14 protein-coding genes, 2 tRNA genes and 1 pseudogene are annotated in these 19,416 nt (G+C 39.0%); 9 read left to right on the top strand and 8 right to left on the bottom strand.

What is annotated here, in order from left to right:
- Positions 1 to 248: 248 nt before the first annotated feature.
- Genes BQ5338_RS15875 through BQ5338_RS15865 form a run of 3 tightly spaced genes read right to left on the bottom strand, consistent with a single transcriptional unit; the run spans position 249 to position 3,784 of the window.
- Positions 249 to 1,019, bottom strand: a complete 771-nt coding sequence (locus BQ5338_RS15875; RefSeq protein ID WP_071147728.1) for a carboxylesterase family protein — start codon at positions 1,017 to 1,019, stop codon at positions 249 to 251.
- A gap of 50 nt (positions 1,020 to 1,069) precedes the next feature.
- Positions 1,070 to 2,746, bottom strand: a complete 1,677-nt coding sequence (locus BQ5338_RS15870; RefSeq protein WP_071147727.1) for a S41 family peptidase — start codon at positions 2,744 to 2,746, stop codon at positions 1,070 to 1,072.
- A gap of 57 nt (positions 2,747 to 2,803) precedes the next feature.
- Positions 2,804 to 3,784: an adenosine kinase gene (locus BQ5338_RS15865; RefSeq protein WP_071147949.1), complete on the bottom strand. Its 981-nt coding sequence runs from the start codon at positions 3,782 to 3,784 to the stop codon at positions 2,804 to 2,806.
- 75 nt (positions 3,785 to 3,859) lie between these two features.
- On the opposite strand from BQ5338_RS15865, the gene BQ5338_RS15860 reads away from it, so the two are divergent.
- Positions 3,860 to 3,933 (top strand) — tRNA-Asn (locus BQ5338_RS15860).
- 23 nt (positions 3,934 to 3,956) lie between these two features.
- Positions 3,957 to 4,030, top strand: a tRNA-Asn gene (locus BQ5338_RS15855).
- 50 nt (positions 4,031 to 4,080) lie between these two features.
- On the opposite strand, the pseudogene BQ5338_RS17090 reads toward BQ5338_RS15855, so the two are convergent.
- The 3 genes and pseudogenes from BQ5338_RS17090 to BQ5338_RS15845 all read right to left on the bottom strand — a co-directional run.
- A pseudogene (locus BQ5338_RS17090) lies at positions 4,081 to 4,197 on the bottom strand (ComF family protein); the annotation flags it as partial.
- A gap of 95 nt (positions 4,198 to 4,292) precedes the next feature.
- Positions 4,293 to 5,495, bottom strand: coding sequence for an IS4 family transposase (locus tag BQ5338_RS15850; RefSeq protein WP_071145038.1), 1,203 nt, complete (start codon positions 5,493 to 5,495; stop codon positions 4,293 to 4,295).
- Between the two features lie 71 nt (positions 5,496 to 5,566).
- Positions 5,567 to 6,187, bottom strand: a complete 621-nt coding sequence (locus BQ5338_RS15845; RefSeq protein WP_139265277.1) for a ComF family protein — start codon at positions 6,185 to 6,187, stop codon at positions 5,567 to 5,569.
- Positions 6,188 to 6,306: 119 nt separating this feature from the next.
- Between BQ5338_RS15845 and BQ5338_RS15840 the strand changes: the two genes are divergently transcribed.
- From BQ5338_RS15840 to topA, 4 genes are all read left to right on the top strand, one after another.
- Complete coding sequence (locus BQ5338_RS15840) at positions 6,307 to 6,834, top strand: NUDIX hydrolase (RefSeq protein WP_071147948.1); 528 nt, start codon at positions 6,307 to 6,309, stop codon at positions 6,832 to 6,834.
- Positions 6,835 to 6,967: 133 nt separating this feature from the next.
- Positions 6,968 to 9,973, top strand: coding sequence for a tetratricopeptide repeat protein (locus BQ5338_RS15835; protein ID WP_071147726.1), 3,006 nt, complete (start codon positions 6,968 to 6,970; stop codon positions 9,971 to 9,973).
- A gap of 10 nt (positions 9,974 to 9,983) precedes the next feature.
- A complete protein-coding gene (locus tag BQ5338_RS15830) occupies positions 9,984 to 11,675 on the top strand; it encodes a TonB-dependent receptor (RefSeq protein ID WP_071147725.1) in 1,692 nt (563 codons plus the stop codon).
- 133 nt (positions 11,676 to 11,808) lie between these two features.
- Positions 11,809 to 14,325: a type I DNA topoisomerase gene (gene topA / locus BQ5338_RS15825; RefSeq protein WP_078063520.1), complete on the top strand. Its 2,517-nt coding sequence runs from the start codon at positions 11,809 to 11,811 to the stop codon at positions 14,323 to 14,325.
- A gap of 75 nt (positions 14,326 to 14,400) precedes the next feature.
- On the opposite strand, the gene argS is transcribed toward topA, so the two are convergent.
- On the bottom strand, positions 14,401 to 16,194 hold the full coding sequence (argS, locus tag BQ5338_RS15820; protein WP_071147724.1) for an arginine--tRNA ligase: 1,794 nt from the start codon (positions 16,192 to 16,194) through the stop codon (positions 14,401 to 14,403).
- 83 nt (positions 16,195 to 16,277) lie between these two features.
- On the bottom strand, positions 16,278 to 16,550 hold the full coding sequence (locus BQ5338_RS15815; protein WP_071147723.1) for an HU family DNA-binding protein: 273 nt from the start codon (positions 16,548 to 16,550) through the stop codon (positions 16,278 to 16,280).
- 221 nt (positions 16,551 to 16,771) lie between these two features.
- Between BQ5338_RS15815 and BQ5338_RS15810 the strand changes: the two genes are divergently transcribed.
- From BQ5338_RS15810 to BQ5338_RS15800, 3 genes are read left to right on the top strand one after another with little or no spacing between them, the layout of a single operon-like run.
- The gene (locus BQ5338_RS15810; RefSeq protein WP_139265298.1) at positions 16,772 to 17,440 is read left to right on the top strand and encodes a rhomboid family intramembrane serine protease; all 669 of its coding nucleotides are present in this window, start codon (positions 16,772 to 16,774) and stop codon (positions 17,438 to 17,440) included.
- The gene (locus BQ5338_RS15805) at positions 17,421 to 18,317 is read left to right on the top strand and encodes a rhomboid family protein (protein WP_071147721.1); all 897 of its coding nucleotides are present in this window, start codon (positions 17,421 to 17,423) and stop codon (positions 18,315 to 18,317) included. Before BQ5338_RS15810 ends, BQ5338_RS15805 begins: the two co-directional genes overlap by 20 nt.
- Before the next feature lie 3 nt (positions 18,318 to 18,320).
- On the top strand, positions 18,321 to 19,412 hold the full coding sequence (locus BQ5338_RS15800) for an endonuclease/exonuclease/phosphatase family protein (RefSeq protein WP_071147720.1): 1,092 nt from the start codon (positions 18,321 to 18,323) through the stop codon (positions 19,410 to 19,412).
- Positions 19,413 to 19,416: the final 4 nt, after the last annotated feature.

Raw genomic sequence — 19,416 nt, 5'->3', positions numbered from 1 at the left:
ACTTTTAGTTGGAAGTAGGCCAGCAACCGATATTATAGCACTCTAGAAGAAGCGAACCAGTGTAATCATGTAATTAATTGATGAGCCTAAAGAAAAGGAATCCTTGGCTCAGAAACATTCCTTCTAATAAAGAGCAAAAGCCAACTAACTCAAAATAATGAATTAGTTGGCTTTCTTTGCATCTTTCAGATTTACCTGAAAAAGATCAGAATTGATTCCGGCAATGGGTAAATCAATTAGAAACCTCTCTATTTTTTCTTTTGCTGAAAAAGCCAATCCATAAACCCCGGATAATTGAATGCAGGATTCCAACTACCATGGTTGCATCCCGGGAATTCAATATAGTCAACGGTTACTCCAGCAGCTTTCAATGCTTTATAAGCCTCGCGAGAGCCTTCTACAGGTACTACATCGTCGCTATCACCATGGAATAGACGAAAACTAGTCTTCTTCACCTTTTTAAGCCGATCCGGATTTATTGTGCCGCAGATAGGAATAGCAGCAGCAAACAGATCGGGGAAACGACAAACAAAATCATAAGTACCCATGCCGCCCATCGAAAGGCCAATAATATAAATTCGACTTTTATCAACCTGTGGCATAGCAAGATACATATCCAGCAATTCTTTCACATCACGAAATATCGGCGTTTGCTCCGGCGAGCTAGGCATCTCCGAAGGTTGAAAGGACGTAGGGCGAGAAGGGTACCCCCAATAGCCTGATACAGGACATTGAGGACAGAGCACGAAAGTTGGATATTTCTCTCTGTTTACCGGATTCTGAAACATCCGACTACCATGTGTGAGTTGCTTCTCATTATCATCACCGCGTTCGCCGGCACCATGTAGAAATAAAACCAATGGATATTTCTTCTCGCCATTTACTACTTCAGGGCGAAGTAATCTATAATTCAACGAATCGCCCGTTGATGATATAAACATCTTTTTCTCATATTCTCCTTGTGCTGATGCATAAGCACTCAACAAAAGAATACCCAAAAATAAAATAGACCTTTTCATGGCATACTAAGTTTGTTACAAAAGCTCGTCCAACTATATCAGAGGAGTGGTTATTTTTTAGCGGGAGTTAAGATCCCTTTGTATTTCTGAGAATTACTTAAGACTTGAATCGCTTGCTGCAAATCATCATCATCCTTCAACTGCTGTATGATGCTTCCTCGCTGAAAATAATAACGCTTAAGAACTTCAATAGAAATCATGTTTTTGATATCCTTTGAGAAATAATCCAAGTCACGATCAAGATTATGGGTTAGCTTCTTCTCTAATGCCTTAAATTCATCAGAAGCACCATCCATATAGCCTTCAAAAGAAGCAGCCTCTTTAAGAGTCTTAAGAATTTTCTCACTCTGCTGATCATACTTAAAATCTGAAGATTTCACCAAAGTTTTAAAATCAGTATAATCAGCATCCGTTAGGGCGAACTTCTCAGGAGAAGCAACCGTAATATGTTTCAAACAATAGTTTGTTGCATAATTAAAGATAAGATTATCATTAATCAAATAAAACAAAATATTAGGTAATTTCGGTTGTTCTACTTTTATATCAGGAGTCACGCCCCCGCCATCACGAACTTCTCGTCCACCAGCAGTATGAAACACAGTAGTTAAGCTGTCAGGTATGCGACCAACACTACCGTCTTCATTTCTATTTTTATAGTCAATAGCTTGTACGCATCGTCCACTAGGTATATAATACTTTGAAGTCGTAACTTTCAGTGTCCCCCCATAAGGCAACGAACGAGGAACTTGCACCAAGCCTTTACCGAAAGTTCTGTTACCAATGATCACTGCACGATCAAGATCTTGCAAAGAACCGGCAAGTATTTCAGAAGAAGAAGCTGTTCCGCTATTCACCATTACAACGATAGGTATCTCCGTATCTAAAGGTTCGCGTAATGTTTTATAGGTACTGCTAGCCTGTTTTGTCTTTCCCTTCGTTGTCACAATCGTTTTGCCGCGAGGAAGAAAGAAGTTCGCTATCTCAACAGCTTCATCAAGCAGACCTCCACCATTACCACGCAAATCAATGATAAGCGAGGTAATGCCCCTATTCTTCTTCAAGTCTAAGAATGCCTCTTTAAATTCTTTAGAAGGATTACCCGAGAAACTGTTCAAGTTGATATAGCCAATCTTATTCCCTACTACTCCGTAATATGGCACAGTAGGTAGTTGAATTGATTTACGAACAATGGTAAAATCCAAAAGCTTCTTTGCACCGGGACGCTCTACTTTAAGAACAAAACTGGTACCTACTTGTCCCCTAAGCATAGCGCTAACTTCATCGTTGTTTTTTCCAACCAAGTCTTTGCCATCTATCTCCATCAAAACATCACCCACTTTAAGGCCTACCAGAGCAGCAGGCATTCCTTCATATGGTTCAGCAATGACCGAGCGTTTACGCTTTAGGTCGTAGGTTATCATTGAACCAATTCCTCCATACGAGCCGTTAATCATCTGTTCTAGCTCACTCTTATCTTCTTCAGGAAAGTAGTTAGTATAAGGATCAAGAGACATCAACATACCGTCAATACCTTCACGAAGAGTTTTGTTTGGGTCAATCGTATCGACATAGAACATATCAAGTTCCTTCACTATGGCATTGAATATTTCTATATTCTTGGCTAATTGAAAGTTGCGGCTATCACTACTCTTGAAACTAAAGAAAGCCACTACTGTTAAAACAGCTATAGCTACAATGCCATTTCGCTTATTAAGGAATCTTCTCATAATAATTATAATGTGTTGATTTAGAAAGAACTAATTAACGAATAAACAGTTCAATGCCTACAATATTTCGCTAATATTTAACTTTATTTCATCCCATTGTTTCTTCGGGATAGTTGTACCTATTACCTGGATAACATTTCCAGAGAGAATAGAACCTATTTTAGCACATTTCTCAAGCGAGTAACCACATGTCAGCCCATACAGAAAACCTGCAGCAAAATAATCGCCCGCACCCGTTGTATCAAGGACCTTATCAACAGGCAATGCTCCGACTTTAATTTCCTCAGTTCCTTTACGAATATACGATCCATTAGCACCTACTTTCACAATAGCGATGCTGCACATTTTAGCCATTAGATCCAAAGCTTCTTTTGGATCTTTGCCCGTAAAAGCTTTTGCTTCCTCTTCGTTAGCAAACAAAATATCAACGTAACGATTAACCAATAAAGAGAAGAAGTCTAGATCGTTCTCAACAATATTATAGCTAGCCATATCCAAACAAACTTGCAGGCCTGCTTCTTTAGCTAATTCAATGGCACGAAGAATCATCGTATGATCTTGTACTAGATATCCTTCAATAAGAAAATAAGTGTATCCCTTGAACATATCCAATGAAAGATCTTCTGCGGTTAATGTAGAAGCTGCACCAAGATAGGTACCAAAAGTACGTTCGCCATCGGGAGAGATGAAAGTAGAAGCAACTCCAGAAGGAAGATCACAAATTAGTAACTTCTCTTCAATCCCATTTTTTTGCAAATTATCTCTATAGAAATTGCCATACTTATCATCGCCTACTTTACCAATAAATCCCGTTCCTGCCCCCAAGCAAGCCAAGCCCAGAATAGCATTACCGGCTGAACCGCCGGTAGCTAAATGTGTATCCATTTGGCTAAAACGTTCATTAATAATCTGAAGCTTTATTTCATCGATAAGCTGCATGCTACCCTTGGGTAATTCCATTTCAGCAAGAATAGTATCATCATTGAGGGTTGCAAGTACGTCTACAAGGGCGTTGCCCAATCCTATTATTTTGTCCATTTCAAACTTTTTTTTGCAAAGATATTGCATATTTCAAAATATCCTATTACTTTTGCATCGCAATTGAGAAAACATTCTTCGATAGCTCAGTCGGTTAGAGCATCTGACTGTTAATCAGAGGGTCGTAGGTTCAAGTCCTACTCGAAGAGCTAAAAGCTCTCAATTGCAACATTCTTCGATAGCTCAGTTGGTTAGAGCATCTGACTGTTAATCAGAGGGTCGTAGGTTCAAGTCCTACTCGAAGAGCTGAAAGGTTTGTCATTACGGCAAACCTTTTTTGTTTTTACTCTATTTCTTTATTGCGCTATAGCTAAAGTTAACACACTAACCCGTATTCCGATTATTCCCCCAAATGGAAAAGCACAAGCCACAGTCGTTGCTCCGGTAGTTAAAACATCATCAATAATAAGAATTATTGCTGTCCGGTAAAAATTGAAAAGCATAAAATATCTGTCCGAATTGCCTATAAAAAGGCAGTTCGGCTTTTTCCTTCAAAAAGCAAGCCCTCTTAATCAAAGAGTGTTGGTTCTGGAGGTGATAAACTGGACTGGTTAATGATTCTCAACCATGCTTTTTCCGGATTTTCGCAGAACATATAGAGGTCAATGTAGTACATGAGTGTCTGCCTTATGATTGTTACAAGATTTGAGAAGCTCCATTTCCGTTTAATTCGTTTTCTTATGACAGATAATAGTAAGTTTGCAATAAGTGTTACCCATATCTGTGTTTTGATTGCGTTTACGCTCTCTCCAAAGAAGTATCTGAGTGGAAAATTCTGCTTCAACTGCTTGAACAGGCTCTCTATCTGCCAGCGCCGTAAATAAATGGCAATAATTTCTTCCGGTTCCAACTCAAAGTTATTGGTCAGAAGAACGCTTGAGTACTTCTTCTTTTCCTCCCAATACTCTATCCGACGTGAAACATGTGTTATATCGTCCTTTTTAAGCTCTATCATATGATCGCTTAGTACAACCAGCCCATCTTTATTCACAAGAAAATGGCCGTTAAGAGGGGTGTAGCGTAGGCTTTTCTTCATTTTGGTTACATAAAAGACTCCGTTGTCTGTTAATTCTTGAAAGACCTTATAGTCTATATATGCCCTATCCATGGCTATGAATGCCCCATTTGTCAGTTTTAGTTTAGTAAGCATAACATGATCGTGAGTTGCTGCCGATGTGAAATGAATGTTATAAGGTACTCCTTCCTCGGCTTTGAGCACAGTGTGAACCTTTATGCCTCCTTTCTTCTTTCCATGCTTGGGATTGCGGCCTACACCTTTCAAAACGTTTGAAAACAGTGTTATTGTAGTAGAATCCATGATGTGCAGCAAGCGCTCCCAAGCCTTGTCCGTTCGGCTGTCCGCTAAATCATTTTTGTATTTCCGGTATAGGGAGAAATATATCTGCTCAAAGAACTCATTACTGCGCCTATTGTTGGCTTCTGCCAAAGTGCTGCGTTTTACCATGTAATCTATGCCTAGGTGATTGATCTTATTTGCCTCAGAGAGCATTCCTATTACGATTTCACGTAGAGAATCATAGCGCATCAGCACGGCGTAGAGCATTATTACAAAGTGAGAGTAGCCGTCTAGCTTCTTCACATAGCGCTCATGCAAACCTTTTCGGCTTATTCTTGCAATTTCTTGGCTATCGATCAATTTTAATAGCTGCGCATAAAGCGGCTGTCCGGTAAAATATGTATTTTTGCCCATAGATTTTCCTTTTAGGTGTGGTAACTGCAAAGGAAAGAAAAAGGGCTGGATTCCAAGAGAGGAAAACAGCCCTAATTTTTTGGTCCACTAATTTTTACCGGACAGCAATAAATAAGAATATGCTTTCCTGTAAAAAGCTCAGAATTAAGTAGTTCAAAAATACCATCAACATTTTCCCAACGCTCAAAAGTAGATTTTCGTGTCTGTGTCTCTGTATTCTTTTTTCTAATGACAGAAGTAGTATCAACCCGAACACCCGTTATAGCAGAGACTCCTCGGGCAATCCACTCACTTTGATTATACCCCCTCTTAGCCAACTTATCCGGATGCAATGGCACAGGAATGACAACATCTATTCCCTCAAAAAAACCACAATCTAACAACTCTCTGGCCATAAAACGCCCCATAGATTCTCCCAATTCTTTATTCCCTCTATATTTCAGGCTATACAAAATATTTCTGAAATCACTTCCTTTAGAATAAAAGAAAAAAGAAGTAGCGCGCTCAATTGGTATTCTTCCCCAGAATAAACGTTCGGCCGGGTTTCCACGTATACGATGATAGTTAGTACGTGGCATATCCATATTGCATTTTATGCACAACATCTCCTCACCATCGAAAAGTGGATTTTCGCAAACGACACAGCATTGAGGAAAGAAAAGAGCAAAGAAGGACTTAATCCAGCTTATCATAGTTTTATTTATTGGAATTCTGACACGAATATAGACAGATTAATTAGACGAGCAAAAGGAGTTTCAACAAAAACAATCGAGTTTTTTTATTAACTTTGCCCATACAAAAACATAATATGATGAAACATCCTCTTTCTCAATTTCAATACTGCCCTAAATGCGGTTCATCTCAATTTCTAGTAAATAATGAAAAATCAAAGAAATGCATGGACTGTGGATTTGTGTATTACTTCAATCCTTCTTCTGCCACCGTTGCTTTCATACTGAATGAGAAAAAAGAATTACTCGTCTGTGAGCGAGCTAAAGATCCGGCTAAAGGTTCACTTGATCTCCCGGGTGGTTTTGTCGACATACACGAAACAACAGAAGAAGCTATTATTCGAGAAGTTCTTGAAGAAACCGGATTGGCTGTTCAGAAAGCGACCTACCTGTTTTCTATTCCTAATATATACATCTACTCGGGATTCCCCGTGCACACCCTCGATGCTTTCCTGTTATGCAAAGTTGAAGACACCAGCCATCTCAAAGCAATGGATGATGTTGCAGCCTCTTTCTTCGTTCCTTTAAATGAAATAAAACCGGAGAAATTTGGTCTGGAGTCTATTCGAAAAGGATTGATAACCTTTTTAGAGGAACAGGAGTTTTAATTTGGCGATAGAGCCGTAATCTTTCATCTTTCAAGGCTTTTATTAGCTTTAGAATCTAGTTAAAGACTGTCAAACTATACTTTATCTGCCGTTTTATCGTTAAAAACGAGTATTTTTGTAAAAATGTATAATTATGAAAAAGAAGATCTTACAGATTATATGCGTATTTATTTGTTCCGTTCCAAGCTATGTTTCGGCTCAAACCAGTGGAGAAATATCATCGCCTTCTCGTTTATATTATGAAGGGAAAGAGCTTTTTATAAAAGAGGATTATGCTGCTGCCACTCTTTCTCTTCAACATTTTATAAAGCAACAACCAACTTCTCCGTTTAATCAAGAAGCGGAGTATATGATGGTTTGTTCATCCTACGAACTGCAAGACCACAATAGTACAGCTTTATTAAGGGGGTATCTGGAGAAGTATCCTGATTCACCTCATGTAAACCGTATCTATGCACTTATCGCTTCAACCTATTTCTTTGAAGAAAAATATGATGAAGCGTTGGCGCTATTTAACTCCTCACGCCTCGATCTGTTGGCTAACGATGAGAGAGATGAAATGACTTATCGCTTGGCTAGTAGTTATCTAAAGACAGGCAATATCAAAGAAGCAGCTATTTGGTTCGAGACTTTAAAAAATACGAATAATAAATACTCGGAAGATTGCACTTACTACATCGCATATATCCGATACACTCAACAACGATACGACGAAGCACTAAGTGGTTTTCTTAAGCTACAAAATAGTTCTAAATATAAAAAGCTCTCTTCATATTACACTGCAGAGATCTACCTTATAAAAAAACAATATGCCGAAGCTGGAAATATAGCACAAAACTATCTTACCAACTTCCCTCAAAGCCAATACACTGCTGAAATGCACCGCATATTAGGCGAAGTCTATTATTATTCTGGTGAATATCACAAAGCAACCAATGCTTTCGAAGGCTATTTGAATACCGAAACTACTCCGCGAAGAGATGCGCTATACATGTTAGGCTTATCATATTACCACACTAATGTGTTTTCAAAAGCAGCTTCCACTCTGGGAGAAGTTGTGATGAAAGATGATGCACTAACGCAGAATGCATATTTGCACATGGGCCTGGCTGACCTTCAGTTAGCCGAAAAGAACAAAGCGCGTATGGCTTTTGAACAAGCAGCTGCATCTAATGCAGACATGAAGGTGAAAGAGCAAGCAGCATACAACTATGCCTTGTGCATACACGAGACCTCTTTCTCGGCCTTTGGCGAGTCAGTGACTGTTTTCGAAAACTTCCTGAATGAATTTCCAAACTCTAAGTATATTGAAAAAATAAGCAGCTATTTGGTCGAAGTATATATGAATACTCGCAGTTATGATGCTGCTCTTAAATCAATTGAACGCATCGCTAATCCGGGAACACGAATTATGGAAGCTAAACAGAATATCTTGTTCCAATTAGGAACGCAGATGTTTGCAAATGCATCGTTTGAGCAAGCTCTCGGATATTTCAACCAGTCGATAGCCATTGGACAGTACAATCGTCAAACTAAAGCAGATGCTTACTACTGGCGCGGAGAAACATTTTATCGCTTAAACAACAGAGAAGAAGCCGCACGGAACTTCACTAGTTATTTATCCTTGACCCAGCAGCCCTCCAGCGAAATGTATGTGCTCGCACATTACAACTTAGGATATACCGCTTTCCAGCAGAAGAACTATTCGCTAGCCGAAAGTTGGTTTCTTAAATACATAAAGATGGAAAAAGATAAAAGCAATCCAACTTTAGCAGATGCCTATAACCGGATCGGTGATTGCAACTTTCATTCGCGCAAATTCAATGAAGCAAAACAATACTATTCACAGGCTGAAAGCATGGGAAGTGCAACGGGCGATTATTCATACTACCAACTAGCCTTAGTATCCGGATTGCAAAAAGATTATGCGGGAAAAACAACTTTATTGGATAAACTTTCCGAAAAATACCCCAATTCACCTTATGCAATAAATGCTCTGTATGAAAAAGGTCGTTCGTACGTGCAGATGGAGAATAACAAACAAGCCATAAGCACCTTCAAAGAAGTTGTAGATAAGTATCCCGAGAGTCCGGTAAGCAGAAAAGCTGCAGCTGAGATCGGCCTGTTATATTACCAGAACGAAGACTATAATCAAGCTATTGAAGCTTACAAATATGTAATTACTCAGTATCAAGGCAGCGAAGAAGCTCGTCTCGCACTTCGTGACTTAAAATCAATTTACATAGACACAAACCGCATCGATGAGTTCTCATCGCTAATATCTTCTCTTCCCGGAAACATCCACCTTGACATTAGCGAACAAGATTCGCTAACGTATACAGCTGCAGAGAAGGTTTATATGAAGGGCAAAATTGAGCAAGCCAAAGAAAGCCTTAATAAATATCTCCAGGCATTTCCAGATGGAGCATTTAAACAAAGTGCACACTATTATCTTTGCCTAATTGCCAGAGAACAGAAAAACGACGATATGATACTACTGCATTCAGGCAAACTATTAGAATACCCTGACAATCGTTTCTCTGAAGGAACAATTATCATGAGAGCAGAAGTACTATTTAAGCTACAAAAGTTTGACGAGGCACTCACGCTATACAAGCGACTAAGAGGGCAAGCATCAAGTGCCGAAAATCGTATATTAGCCCAGACAGGTATCTTACGTTCTGCTTATCTGACGAAGAACAACGCAGAGACAATACGTGCTGCTGCTGATCTCCTTTCGGAAACAAAACTCAGTCCTGAGCTAACCAATGAAGCCACCTATTATAGAGCCAAGGCTTATCTAAATGAACGAGCAGAGAAAAATGCCATGGCAGATCTTAAAGCTTTAGCTAAAGATACTCGTAATATTTACGGAGCTGAAGCAAAATATCTTGTTGCTCAGAACTTGTATGAAGCAAAAGAATATAATGCCGCAGAAAAAGAGGCATTGAACTATATTGAACAGAGCACTCCTCACGCCTATTGGCTGGCTCGTACCTTTATTCTTCTATCAGATGTATACGTCGCTATGAATAAGAAGTTGGATGCGCGGCAATACCTGCTTAGTCTACAACAGAACTACCATGCGAACGATGATATTAAAAGTATGATTGAAACTCGGTTGCAAAAACTTAATTAAGTAATTACTCATGAAAAGATCAAAAAACAGAATACAAACAAAGTTAAGTAGCTTTGTATTATTGGGTATCACACTATTTATTCCTAAGCTAGCTGAAGCCCAGACCCCGAAAGATACCACAATGAACCGCACTGTTGTTGTGGAACAACAATACAACCCTGAAATTATCGATGTTTCTAAAATAAATGTGTTGCCAAAGGTTGACCAACCAACCATCAGCAAAAAAAAGGTAGAGTATGATAATGCACTCTCACCAGCAAATTCATTTCCCTTTACTGCCATGAAGTTTTATTCCGAGAAAGAGGAACAAGAGATGGCAAAAAAAGGATATGCTCGATTAGGATATGGGAATTATGGAAATCTGGATGCCAGAATTAATTATCTTTTCAACCTTTCGAAAAAAGATAAGCTCACTGTGTTCGGAGCGATGGACGGGATGAATGGCGAACTCACAAAGCCTAAGATCGACCTCATCGGACAAGAAGCAAATAAATGGGATGCCCGTTTCTACAGAAGTCAGGCAGGAGTTGACTATCTGCACCAATTCAGCAAACTCGACATGAATATATCCGGCCAATGGCAGCAAGAGGACTTCAACTATGGCCGCAATCTCATGGAATTTGGGAATAGCGACAAACAGAGATATAATTCGGTTGATGTACACTTTGGTGTAAAATCAATGGATGAAGCCCTGCCCTTCCAGTTCAGCGCTGAAACGAATCTGCTGGCATTCAACAAAAGACATTCTATCTCTGGAGCTTCTACCAATGAAAGTATTATTCGGACAAAGGCAAGTGTTACAGGAGCCATCAATGAGCAACAAAAGGTTACTGTTTCTGCCCAAATGGACAATATGTCCTATTCTTCGCAGTTTAAAGACTATACCTCCCTCCAATTGAATTCATATTACGAACTAAAAGATGATAATTGGTACTTGAAAGCAGGAGCACATTTTGATTTGGCATTTAACTATGGAAAAAGTGTACGCATGGCACCCGATTTCGTTGCCAATTACATTTTTTCGGATTCATACATCCTCTATGCCGAAGCCAAAGGTGGCAAAATCATTAATGACTTCAGAAACATGGAGCAACTACATCCTTATAGCAATCCCGAAACACGTATGTCTGACTCCTATGAATTATTAAATACAACTGCAGGTTTTAAAGCCAGCCCATTAATTGGGCTTTGGTTTAACCTTTACGGAGGATATAAAATTGTGTCCGACGATTTATCACCACTATATAGTACTGGCGGCAGCATCTCTTACTCTCAGGGAAAAACAAAAAGCTTGTTTTCCGGATTAAAGATTAGCTATCAATACAAAGATTTATATCAAATTTCCGCATCTAGCAATGCTTACTCTTGGCAGAAAACAAACAAAAACCTACTGATTCAAAAGCCCGTTTTTGATTTTGAGTTAGATGCCAATGCTCAAATTGTTCCAAAATTAAGATTAAATTTGGGATACAAGTCTGTTCGATTGGCATCCGCTGAAGTGATAGATTATGTTTCTGCTCAAACATCGCGTTATAGAATGCCTTCCATCAACAACTTGAAACTGGGACTCACCTATAATATTTTTCAAGAAGTATTTATATACGCACGAGCAGAAAATTTGTTGAACAAGGAATATCAATACTATTATTCTTATCCTAGTGAGAATTTCAATTTTGTTGGAGGATTAAGCTTCCGATTCTAAGTGCTTAAGATGAAAAAGACCTTTTTTTTGCTAAAAAGGATAGATTCTCTATATATTATAAGGTGGGAATAGATGTTTTTTCTACTTTTGCGGGCAAATATCAAGACGTAAGTCCATTCTTAAAGAAAAAAACATGCAAAAAAACCTTGTCATTGTCGAATCACCGGCAAAAGCAAAAACGATTGAGAAGTTTCTTGGAGAAGATTTTAAAGTTCTCTCAAGCTACGGCCATATACGAGATTTGAAGAAAAAAGAATTCAGTATCAATGTCGAGAATGACTTTGAGCCCAAATATGAAATTCCAACTGAGAAGAAGAAACTAGTTGAAGAGTTAAAGAAAGAATCGAAGAATGCAGAAATGATATGGCTCGCTTCCGATGAGGACCGTGAAGGAGAGGCTATCTCATGGCACCTGTATGAAGTACTTGGCCTGAACCCGGAGAATGCCAAACGAATCGTTTTTCATGAAATTACAAAAACAGCAATACTAAAAGCTATTCAAGAGCCTCGTAGCATTAACATTGACTTGGTTAACGCACAACAAGCACGCCGCATCCTTGACCGTATAGTAGGTTTTGAACTTTCACCAATATTGTGGAGAAAAATCAAACCATCATTATCTGCAGGCCGCGTACAATCCGTCACAGTACGTTTAGTAGTGGAACGCGAACGCGAAATTCAAACATTTAAAACAGAAGCTTCCTATCGTATTACAGCCACATTCCTTGTACCAGACGCAGATGGAAAACAAGTTGAAATGAAAGCAGAGCTAACGCATCGTTTGAAAACGAAAGAAGAGGCCTATAAATTCTTGGAGAAATGTAAAACGGCTACGTTTACCATCGAAGAGATAAGCACACGTCCACTTAAAAAAACTCCGGCAGCTCCCTTTACAACATCAACCTTGCAACAAGAAGCCGCACGTAAACTAGGGTTCACTGTAGCACAGACAATGATGGTAGCCCAGAAACTCTATGAATCGGGACTTATCACCTACATGCGTACCGACTCTGTCAATTTATCCGACTTTGCTACCACAGCCAGTAAAGAGGCCATTACACATATTATGGGTAGCGAATACGTTAAAGCGCGCCACTTCGCAACAAAGACCAAAGGAGCGCAAGAAGCGCATGAAGCCATCCGCCCAACATATATGGAGAACCAATCCGTTGATGGATCAGCACAAGAGAAAAAATTATATAGCCTCATCTGGAAGCGCACCATTGCTTCACAGATGGCTGATGCTGAATTAAAAAAGACCACTGTAACTATTGGCACAAATAATTCCGCCGATAAATTTATGGCAACCGGAGAAGTAATCAAATTCGACGGTTTCCTCCGAGTTTACAAAGAATCATACGATGATGATAACGAACAGGAAGACGAAAGTCATCTGCTTCCACCGTTGAATAAAGGGCAGAAACTTGAGCAAGAAGAAATATTGGCTACAGAACGCTTCACACAAAGGCCTGCGCGCTACACGGAAGCCAGCTTGGTACGCAAGCTCGAGGAACTGGGCATTGGGCGTCCTTCAACTTATGCCCCTACAATCTCAACGATTCAAAAGAGAGGCTACGTAGAGAAAAGCGACAAAGAAGGTACGGAACGCCGTTTTAACATATTATCGCTCAACGACGGAACAATAGAGGATACCATTCACACAGAAATAACAGGAAACGAAAAATCCAAGCTGTTCCCAACAGATATGGGTATCGTGGTTAATGACTTTCTTACAGAATATTTCCCTGATATTTTAGACTATAATTTCACTGCCAACGTGGAAAAGGAGTTTGATGAAGTGGCTGAAGGAGAAAAGAAATGGACTGAGATTATGAAAAACTTCTATAAAGGCTTTCATTCATCAGTTGAATTGACTCTAGCGACTAAGACAGAGCATAAAGTAGGTGAACGTATTTTAGGTGAAGAACCTGGTACCGGAAAACAAGTTTCCGTAAAAATCGGAAGGTATGGGCCCGTAGTACAAATAGGCGCCACGGAAGAAGAGGAAAAGCCACGCTTCTCTCAACTTAAAAAAGGAATGTCGATAGAGACTATTACACTTGATGAGGCTTTAGAATTATTCAAACTACCCAGAACACTAGGCGACTTTGAAGAAAAAACGGTCATTGCAAGTGTAGGGCGATTTGGCCCATATATTCGTCATGACTCAAAATTCATTTCACTACCCAAAGGATTAGATCCAATGGAAGTCCTCTTAGAAGAGGCTATTGAACTCATAAAAGCAAAGAGAATTGCAGAAGCTCAAAAAATAATAAAGAAATTTGAAGAGGAAAGCGAGCTAGAGGTTCTAAACGGAAGATATGGCCCTTATATTGCTTATAAAAAGTCCAACTATAAGATACCTAAGGATGTTGTTCCTCAAGACCTTGATCTTGAGACCTGCTTGAGTATCATTAATCAACAGATAGAGAAAGGTGAAAGCCCTTCTGAAAAGAAGAAAAAGTCTGCAACGAAATCAAAAGCTAAGTCTGCACCTGAATCCACAACGAATGAACCTAAAGAAAAGGCTGCAGCAGCAAAGAAAAAAACAGCAACGGCCGCTAAGACAAAGAAAAAAGTAGCAGCAAAAGATAAAGCAACTTCTGCTAAAAAGTCCACTGCTAAAACAAAAGCAGCAGTTAAAGAATAACAGACAGACCTATAAATAAGAAAAGGCCGTAAACAAATATGCTTACGGCCTTTTCTTATTTAATCAAAAAGCGTTTTACATCCTATCAGGCACCTCAATGCCAAGCAAGCCCATACTTAATTTAATCACTTTAGCTATATTAGCCGACAGCATAATACGGAAGATCTTCACACTTTCGTTTTCTTCCCTCAAAATACTGTAATCATGATAAAATTGATTATATTCTTTCACCAGATCATATACATAATTAGCTATAATTGAAGGACTATAATCATCTCCTGCCTGCTTCACTATGGCAGCAAAATCAGCAAGCATCTGAACCAGGCCTTCTTCTTTCTCACTCAATGTGATATTTTCAGAAAACACATCAGGAATAACAATCCCTGTTTCAATAGCTTTACGAAGTATTGATTGAATGCGAGCATAAGTATATTGAATAAAGGGACCCGTATTACCATTAAAATCAATCGATTCTTTAGGGTTAAAGGTCATATTCTTACGAGCATCAACCTTTAATATGAAATACTTCAATGCCCCTAGCCCAACAATACGTGTAATATTATTAGCCTCTTCTTCTGTACATCCTTCTAATTTACCCAGTTCAGCAGAGGTTTCCTTTGCCGTATTCACCATCTCCTCTATCAGTTCATCAGCATCTACAACCGTTCCTTCACGAGATTTCATCTTTCCTTCAGGCAACTCTACCATACCGTAAGAGAAATGGACTAAGCCTTTACCCCACTCAAAGCCCAACTTATCAAGTAAAATAGACAGTACCTGAAAATGGTAATTCTGCTCATTTCCAACGACATAAATCATTTTATTAATGGGGAAATCAGCAAAACGAAGTTTAGCAGTACCAATATCCTGAGTCATATACACAGAAGTACCATCGGCACGAAGTAGGAGTTTATGATCAAGCCCTTCAGAAGTTAAATCAGCCCAAACAGAACCGTCGTCTTTTCTATAAAAAGCACCTTTATCCAAGCCTTCAAGAACTTTCTCTTTTCCTTCCAAGTACGTATTCGACTCATAATATATTTTATCAAAAGTGACACCCATTCTACGATAAGTTTCTTCGAATCCGGAATAAACCCAATCGTTCATCATAGACCATAAAGCACGAACCTCTGAATCACCCGATTCCCATTTCAGAAGCATTTCACGAGCCTCATTCATCAATGGAGAAGCAGCCTCCGCCTCTTCTTTAGTCATCCCTTCCTGCATCAATCCGGCTACTTCTGCTTTATAGTGCTTATCAAACGAGACATAATAATCGCCCACCAAATGATCTCCCTTTTTCCCTGAAGATTCGGGTGTCTCACCATTACCATATTTAGCCCAAGCCAACATTGACTTGCAAATATGTATTCCGCGATCATTTACAATATTAGTTTTAACAACTTTATTACCGTTGGCTTTCACTATATTAGCTAAAGCATTACCCAGAAGGTTATTGCGCACATGCCCCAAGTGAAGTGGCTTATTGGTGTTAGGAGATGAATATTCAATCATGACCAAAGGAGAGTTCTCATCAGCACGCAGAAACCCATATTCCTTGTCAGCATGAATTGAATTAAGCAACTCAATCCATTCACTCGATTCAACCGTCAGATTCAAGAACCCTTTAATGACATTGAAAGACTCCACGGCTGGTTCATTGGCCTTTAAGTACTCGCCTATTTCATTGGCTGTTTGTTCGGGTCCTTTCTTAGAGATTCTTAAAAAAGGGAATACCACTAAGGTGAGGTGACCTTCAAACTCCTTCTTCGTTTTCTGCAATTGTACCTGTGCAACAGGAACATCTTGCTCATAAAGAGCTTTTAAACCGTTAATAACGGACGACACAAGTTTATTTTCTATATTCATATCCAAGTTATTTCTGCCCACAAAGATAAACAAAAAAAGGAGACGTAAATACGCCCCCTTTTCATTTCTTTCGACAACAACGCTTATTTGATAGCGTCTGACAATTCTGCGCCAGCTTTAAATTTAGCCACTTTCTTTGCAGGAATGGCAATTGATGCTTTTGTTGACGGATTAATACCTGTTCTTGCACTTCTTTCGCTAACAGAAAATGTTCCAAAACCAATTAAAGAAACTTTGTCACCAGACTTCAAAGCCTTAGAAACAGTTGTAACGAAAGCATCGAGAGCTTTCTTGGAATCTGCTTTGCTCAAGCCAGATTCAGCAGCAATAGCGCTAATAAGTTCAGCCTTATTCATAATACGTGATGATTAATTAATATATATTACACAAAAGATAATCGTAAACACCTCACAAATATAGAGTAACAAATTAAATTATCAAATAAAAACATGAAAAAAACACGCAGTTCCTATAAAAAGAACAAATACAACGGGCCTTTTCTGTTTTAGAACAGAAATTATTCGTATTTTTGTGCCCATTCGCTATGTTTTAGCTATAAAAAGACTTATAAAATATGATGCCTACAATAACAAAAAACTTAATAATAATCAATGTACTGTTTTTTCTTGGAGGGTTTGTAGCCAACAGCTACGGCATTGATTTAGCCGATTATTTGGGACTACACTTCTTCATGGCCGAGAAATTCAACGCAGCTCAACTCTTCACATACATGTTTATGCATGGAGGCTTCACACACCTCTTCTTTAACATGTTTGCTGTTTGGATGTTCGGACGTATTTTGGAACAAGTATGGGGCCCAAAACGTTTTTTACTTTACTATATTGTGTGCGGAGTCGGGGCAGGTATCATTCAGGAAGTTGTGCAACTCATTCAGTATGAAGTGCAATTGTCCGCTTATGACAGTGTCAACATAGGTAGCGCAATTATTCCAATGAGTGAATACTTGAATATGATGACAACCGTAGGTGCTTCAGGAGCAGTTTATGCTATCTTGCTCGCTTTCGGAATGACATTTCCAAACCAGCAACTTTTCATCTTCCCTTTACCCATTCCGATCAAAGCGAAATACTTTGTAATGGGATATGCACTGATAGAATTATACTCAGGTTTCGCCAATAATCCCAACGACAATGTCGCACACTTTGCACACTTAGGAGGAATGATATTTGGCTTTATCCTAATCATGTATTGGAAAAAAAAGAACAATGGCACACATTATTTCTGACATCAAAAAAGCATTCAGCAAAGGGAATATATACATTCAGCTTATTTACATAAATAGCGCAGTATTCCTTATTACAACACTGCTCTCCGTTTTTCTGCAGTTGTTTAATAGGAGTGTTGACGGTTTTTGGGAGTTCCTTGCATTACCCGCTTCTGTTTCTCGCTTAGCAAGCCAGCCATGGTCTATAATCACGTATATGTTTATGCATGCAGGTTTCTTGCATATACTATTCAACATGCTTTGGCTATACTGGTTTGGATCATTATTTCTCTATTTCTTCTCTGCGAAGCATCTACGGGGTCTCTACGTTTTGGGAGGCATTAGTGGCGGGCTCTTTTATATTCTCTCCTATAATATCTTTCCTTATTTTGCTCCATCCGTAGCAGCTTCTACAATGGTCGGCGCATCAGCTTCAGTATTGGCCATTGTTGTAGCAACAGCCTATCGCGAACCGAATTATCGAATCCAGCTACTCTTGTTTGGTGCTATACGTTTAAAATACATCGCATTAGTTGTTGTAGTCAGTGATTTATTATTTGTCACCTCTCAAAATGCTGGTGGACATATTGCCCATTTAGGTGGAGCAATAGCCGGTTTGTGCTTTGCAGCTGGATTAAAGCGTGGCATTGATGCTACCTCATGGATTAATAAATTATTAGATCTAATTCTAAGTCTGTTTAGCAAAAAAACTTGGCAACGTAAACCAAAAATGAAAGTGCATTATAACAGCCACGATCCAAGAGATTACGATTATAATGCAAAAAAGAAAGCGCAATCAGATGAGGTAGATCGAATTTTAGATAAACTCAAAAAATCCGGATATGAGAGTCTTAGCACTGAAGAAAAGAAAAGCCTATTTGATGCGAGTAAAAGATAAAGGATGAAACATATTGGCAAATTAGTAACCTACCTGATCCTAACAGTTAATGCAGTTTTCGTAGTGTTATTGCTATTAACCGCTTACAGCCCGCATATTCGTCCGGATGTACATCCTATACAATCATGCATCGGCCTTCTATTTCCGGTGTTTCTCCTTATCAACATCTGCTTTCTCCTCTTTTGGGCTGTTGTTCGATACAAATTCACCTTAGTTACTCTAATCGGATTTCTTTTTTGTTACCCACAGATAAGGACCTATATCCCTATCAACTTTCATACAGAAACGATTCCTGATAAAAGCTTTAAGGTTCTATCCTATAATGTTATGGCCTTCGGTAATCTCAACCTCGAAAATGGGGAAAACCCCATACTCGAATATATCAAAGACAGCAAGGCGGATATTGTGTGTATGCAAGAGTATGCATCTACAACAGACAAGAGATACGTTACCCAAAAGAAAATTGATAAAACCTTAGAAGCCTATCCCTACAAAAATATTCAAAGCGTAGGAGCAAAAGGGAGTGCGAATAGAATTGCCTGTTATTCAAAGTTTCCAATCCTTTCTTCTAAAGTAATAAAATACGAAAGTGCGTACAACGGATCGGCCGCATACGAGCTAAAGATTAACAATGACACAGTAACCCTAATAAACAATCACCTGGAATCCAATAAGCTAACAAAGCAAGACAAAGTAATATACGAAGATATGCTAAAAGCACCGGAAGCTGAAAAGGTGAAGAACGGCGCTCGCCAGTTGATTTCCAAATTAGCTGAGGCATCCGCCATTCGGGCACCGCAGGCTCGAGAAATCGAAAAAGAAATAAACTCTTCAAAACACAAATATATTATAGTATGTGGAGACTTTAACGACACTCCTATATCATATACTCACAGAATCATAGCCCGAGAGATGGACGACACCTTCACCGAATCAGGAATAGGATTAGGCATATCTTACAATCAAAATAAATTCTTTTTCCGGATAGATAACATCTTGACCAGCAAAAATATGAAAGCATATAACTGCACTGTAGACCCGACTATAAAAGATTCGGATCACTATCCTATCTGGTGCTATATATCTAAACGATAATCAT

Origin of the sequence: Bacteroides ihuae (assembly GCF_900104585.1) — a bacterium.
In the GTDB taxonomy this organism is placed as follows: Bacteria; Bacteroidota; Bacteroidia; order Bacteroidales; family Bacteroidaceae; genus Bacteroides; species Bacteroides ihuae.
Note: the sequence above shows the minus strand (reverse complement) of the source record. Positions and strands in the feature narration are given on the sequence as shown.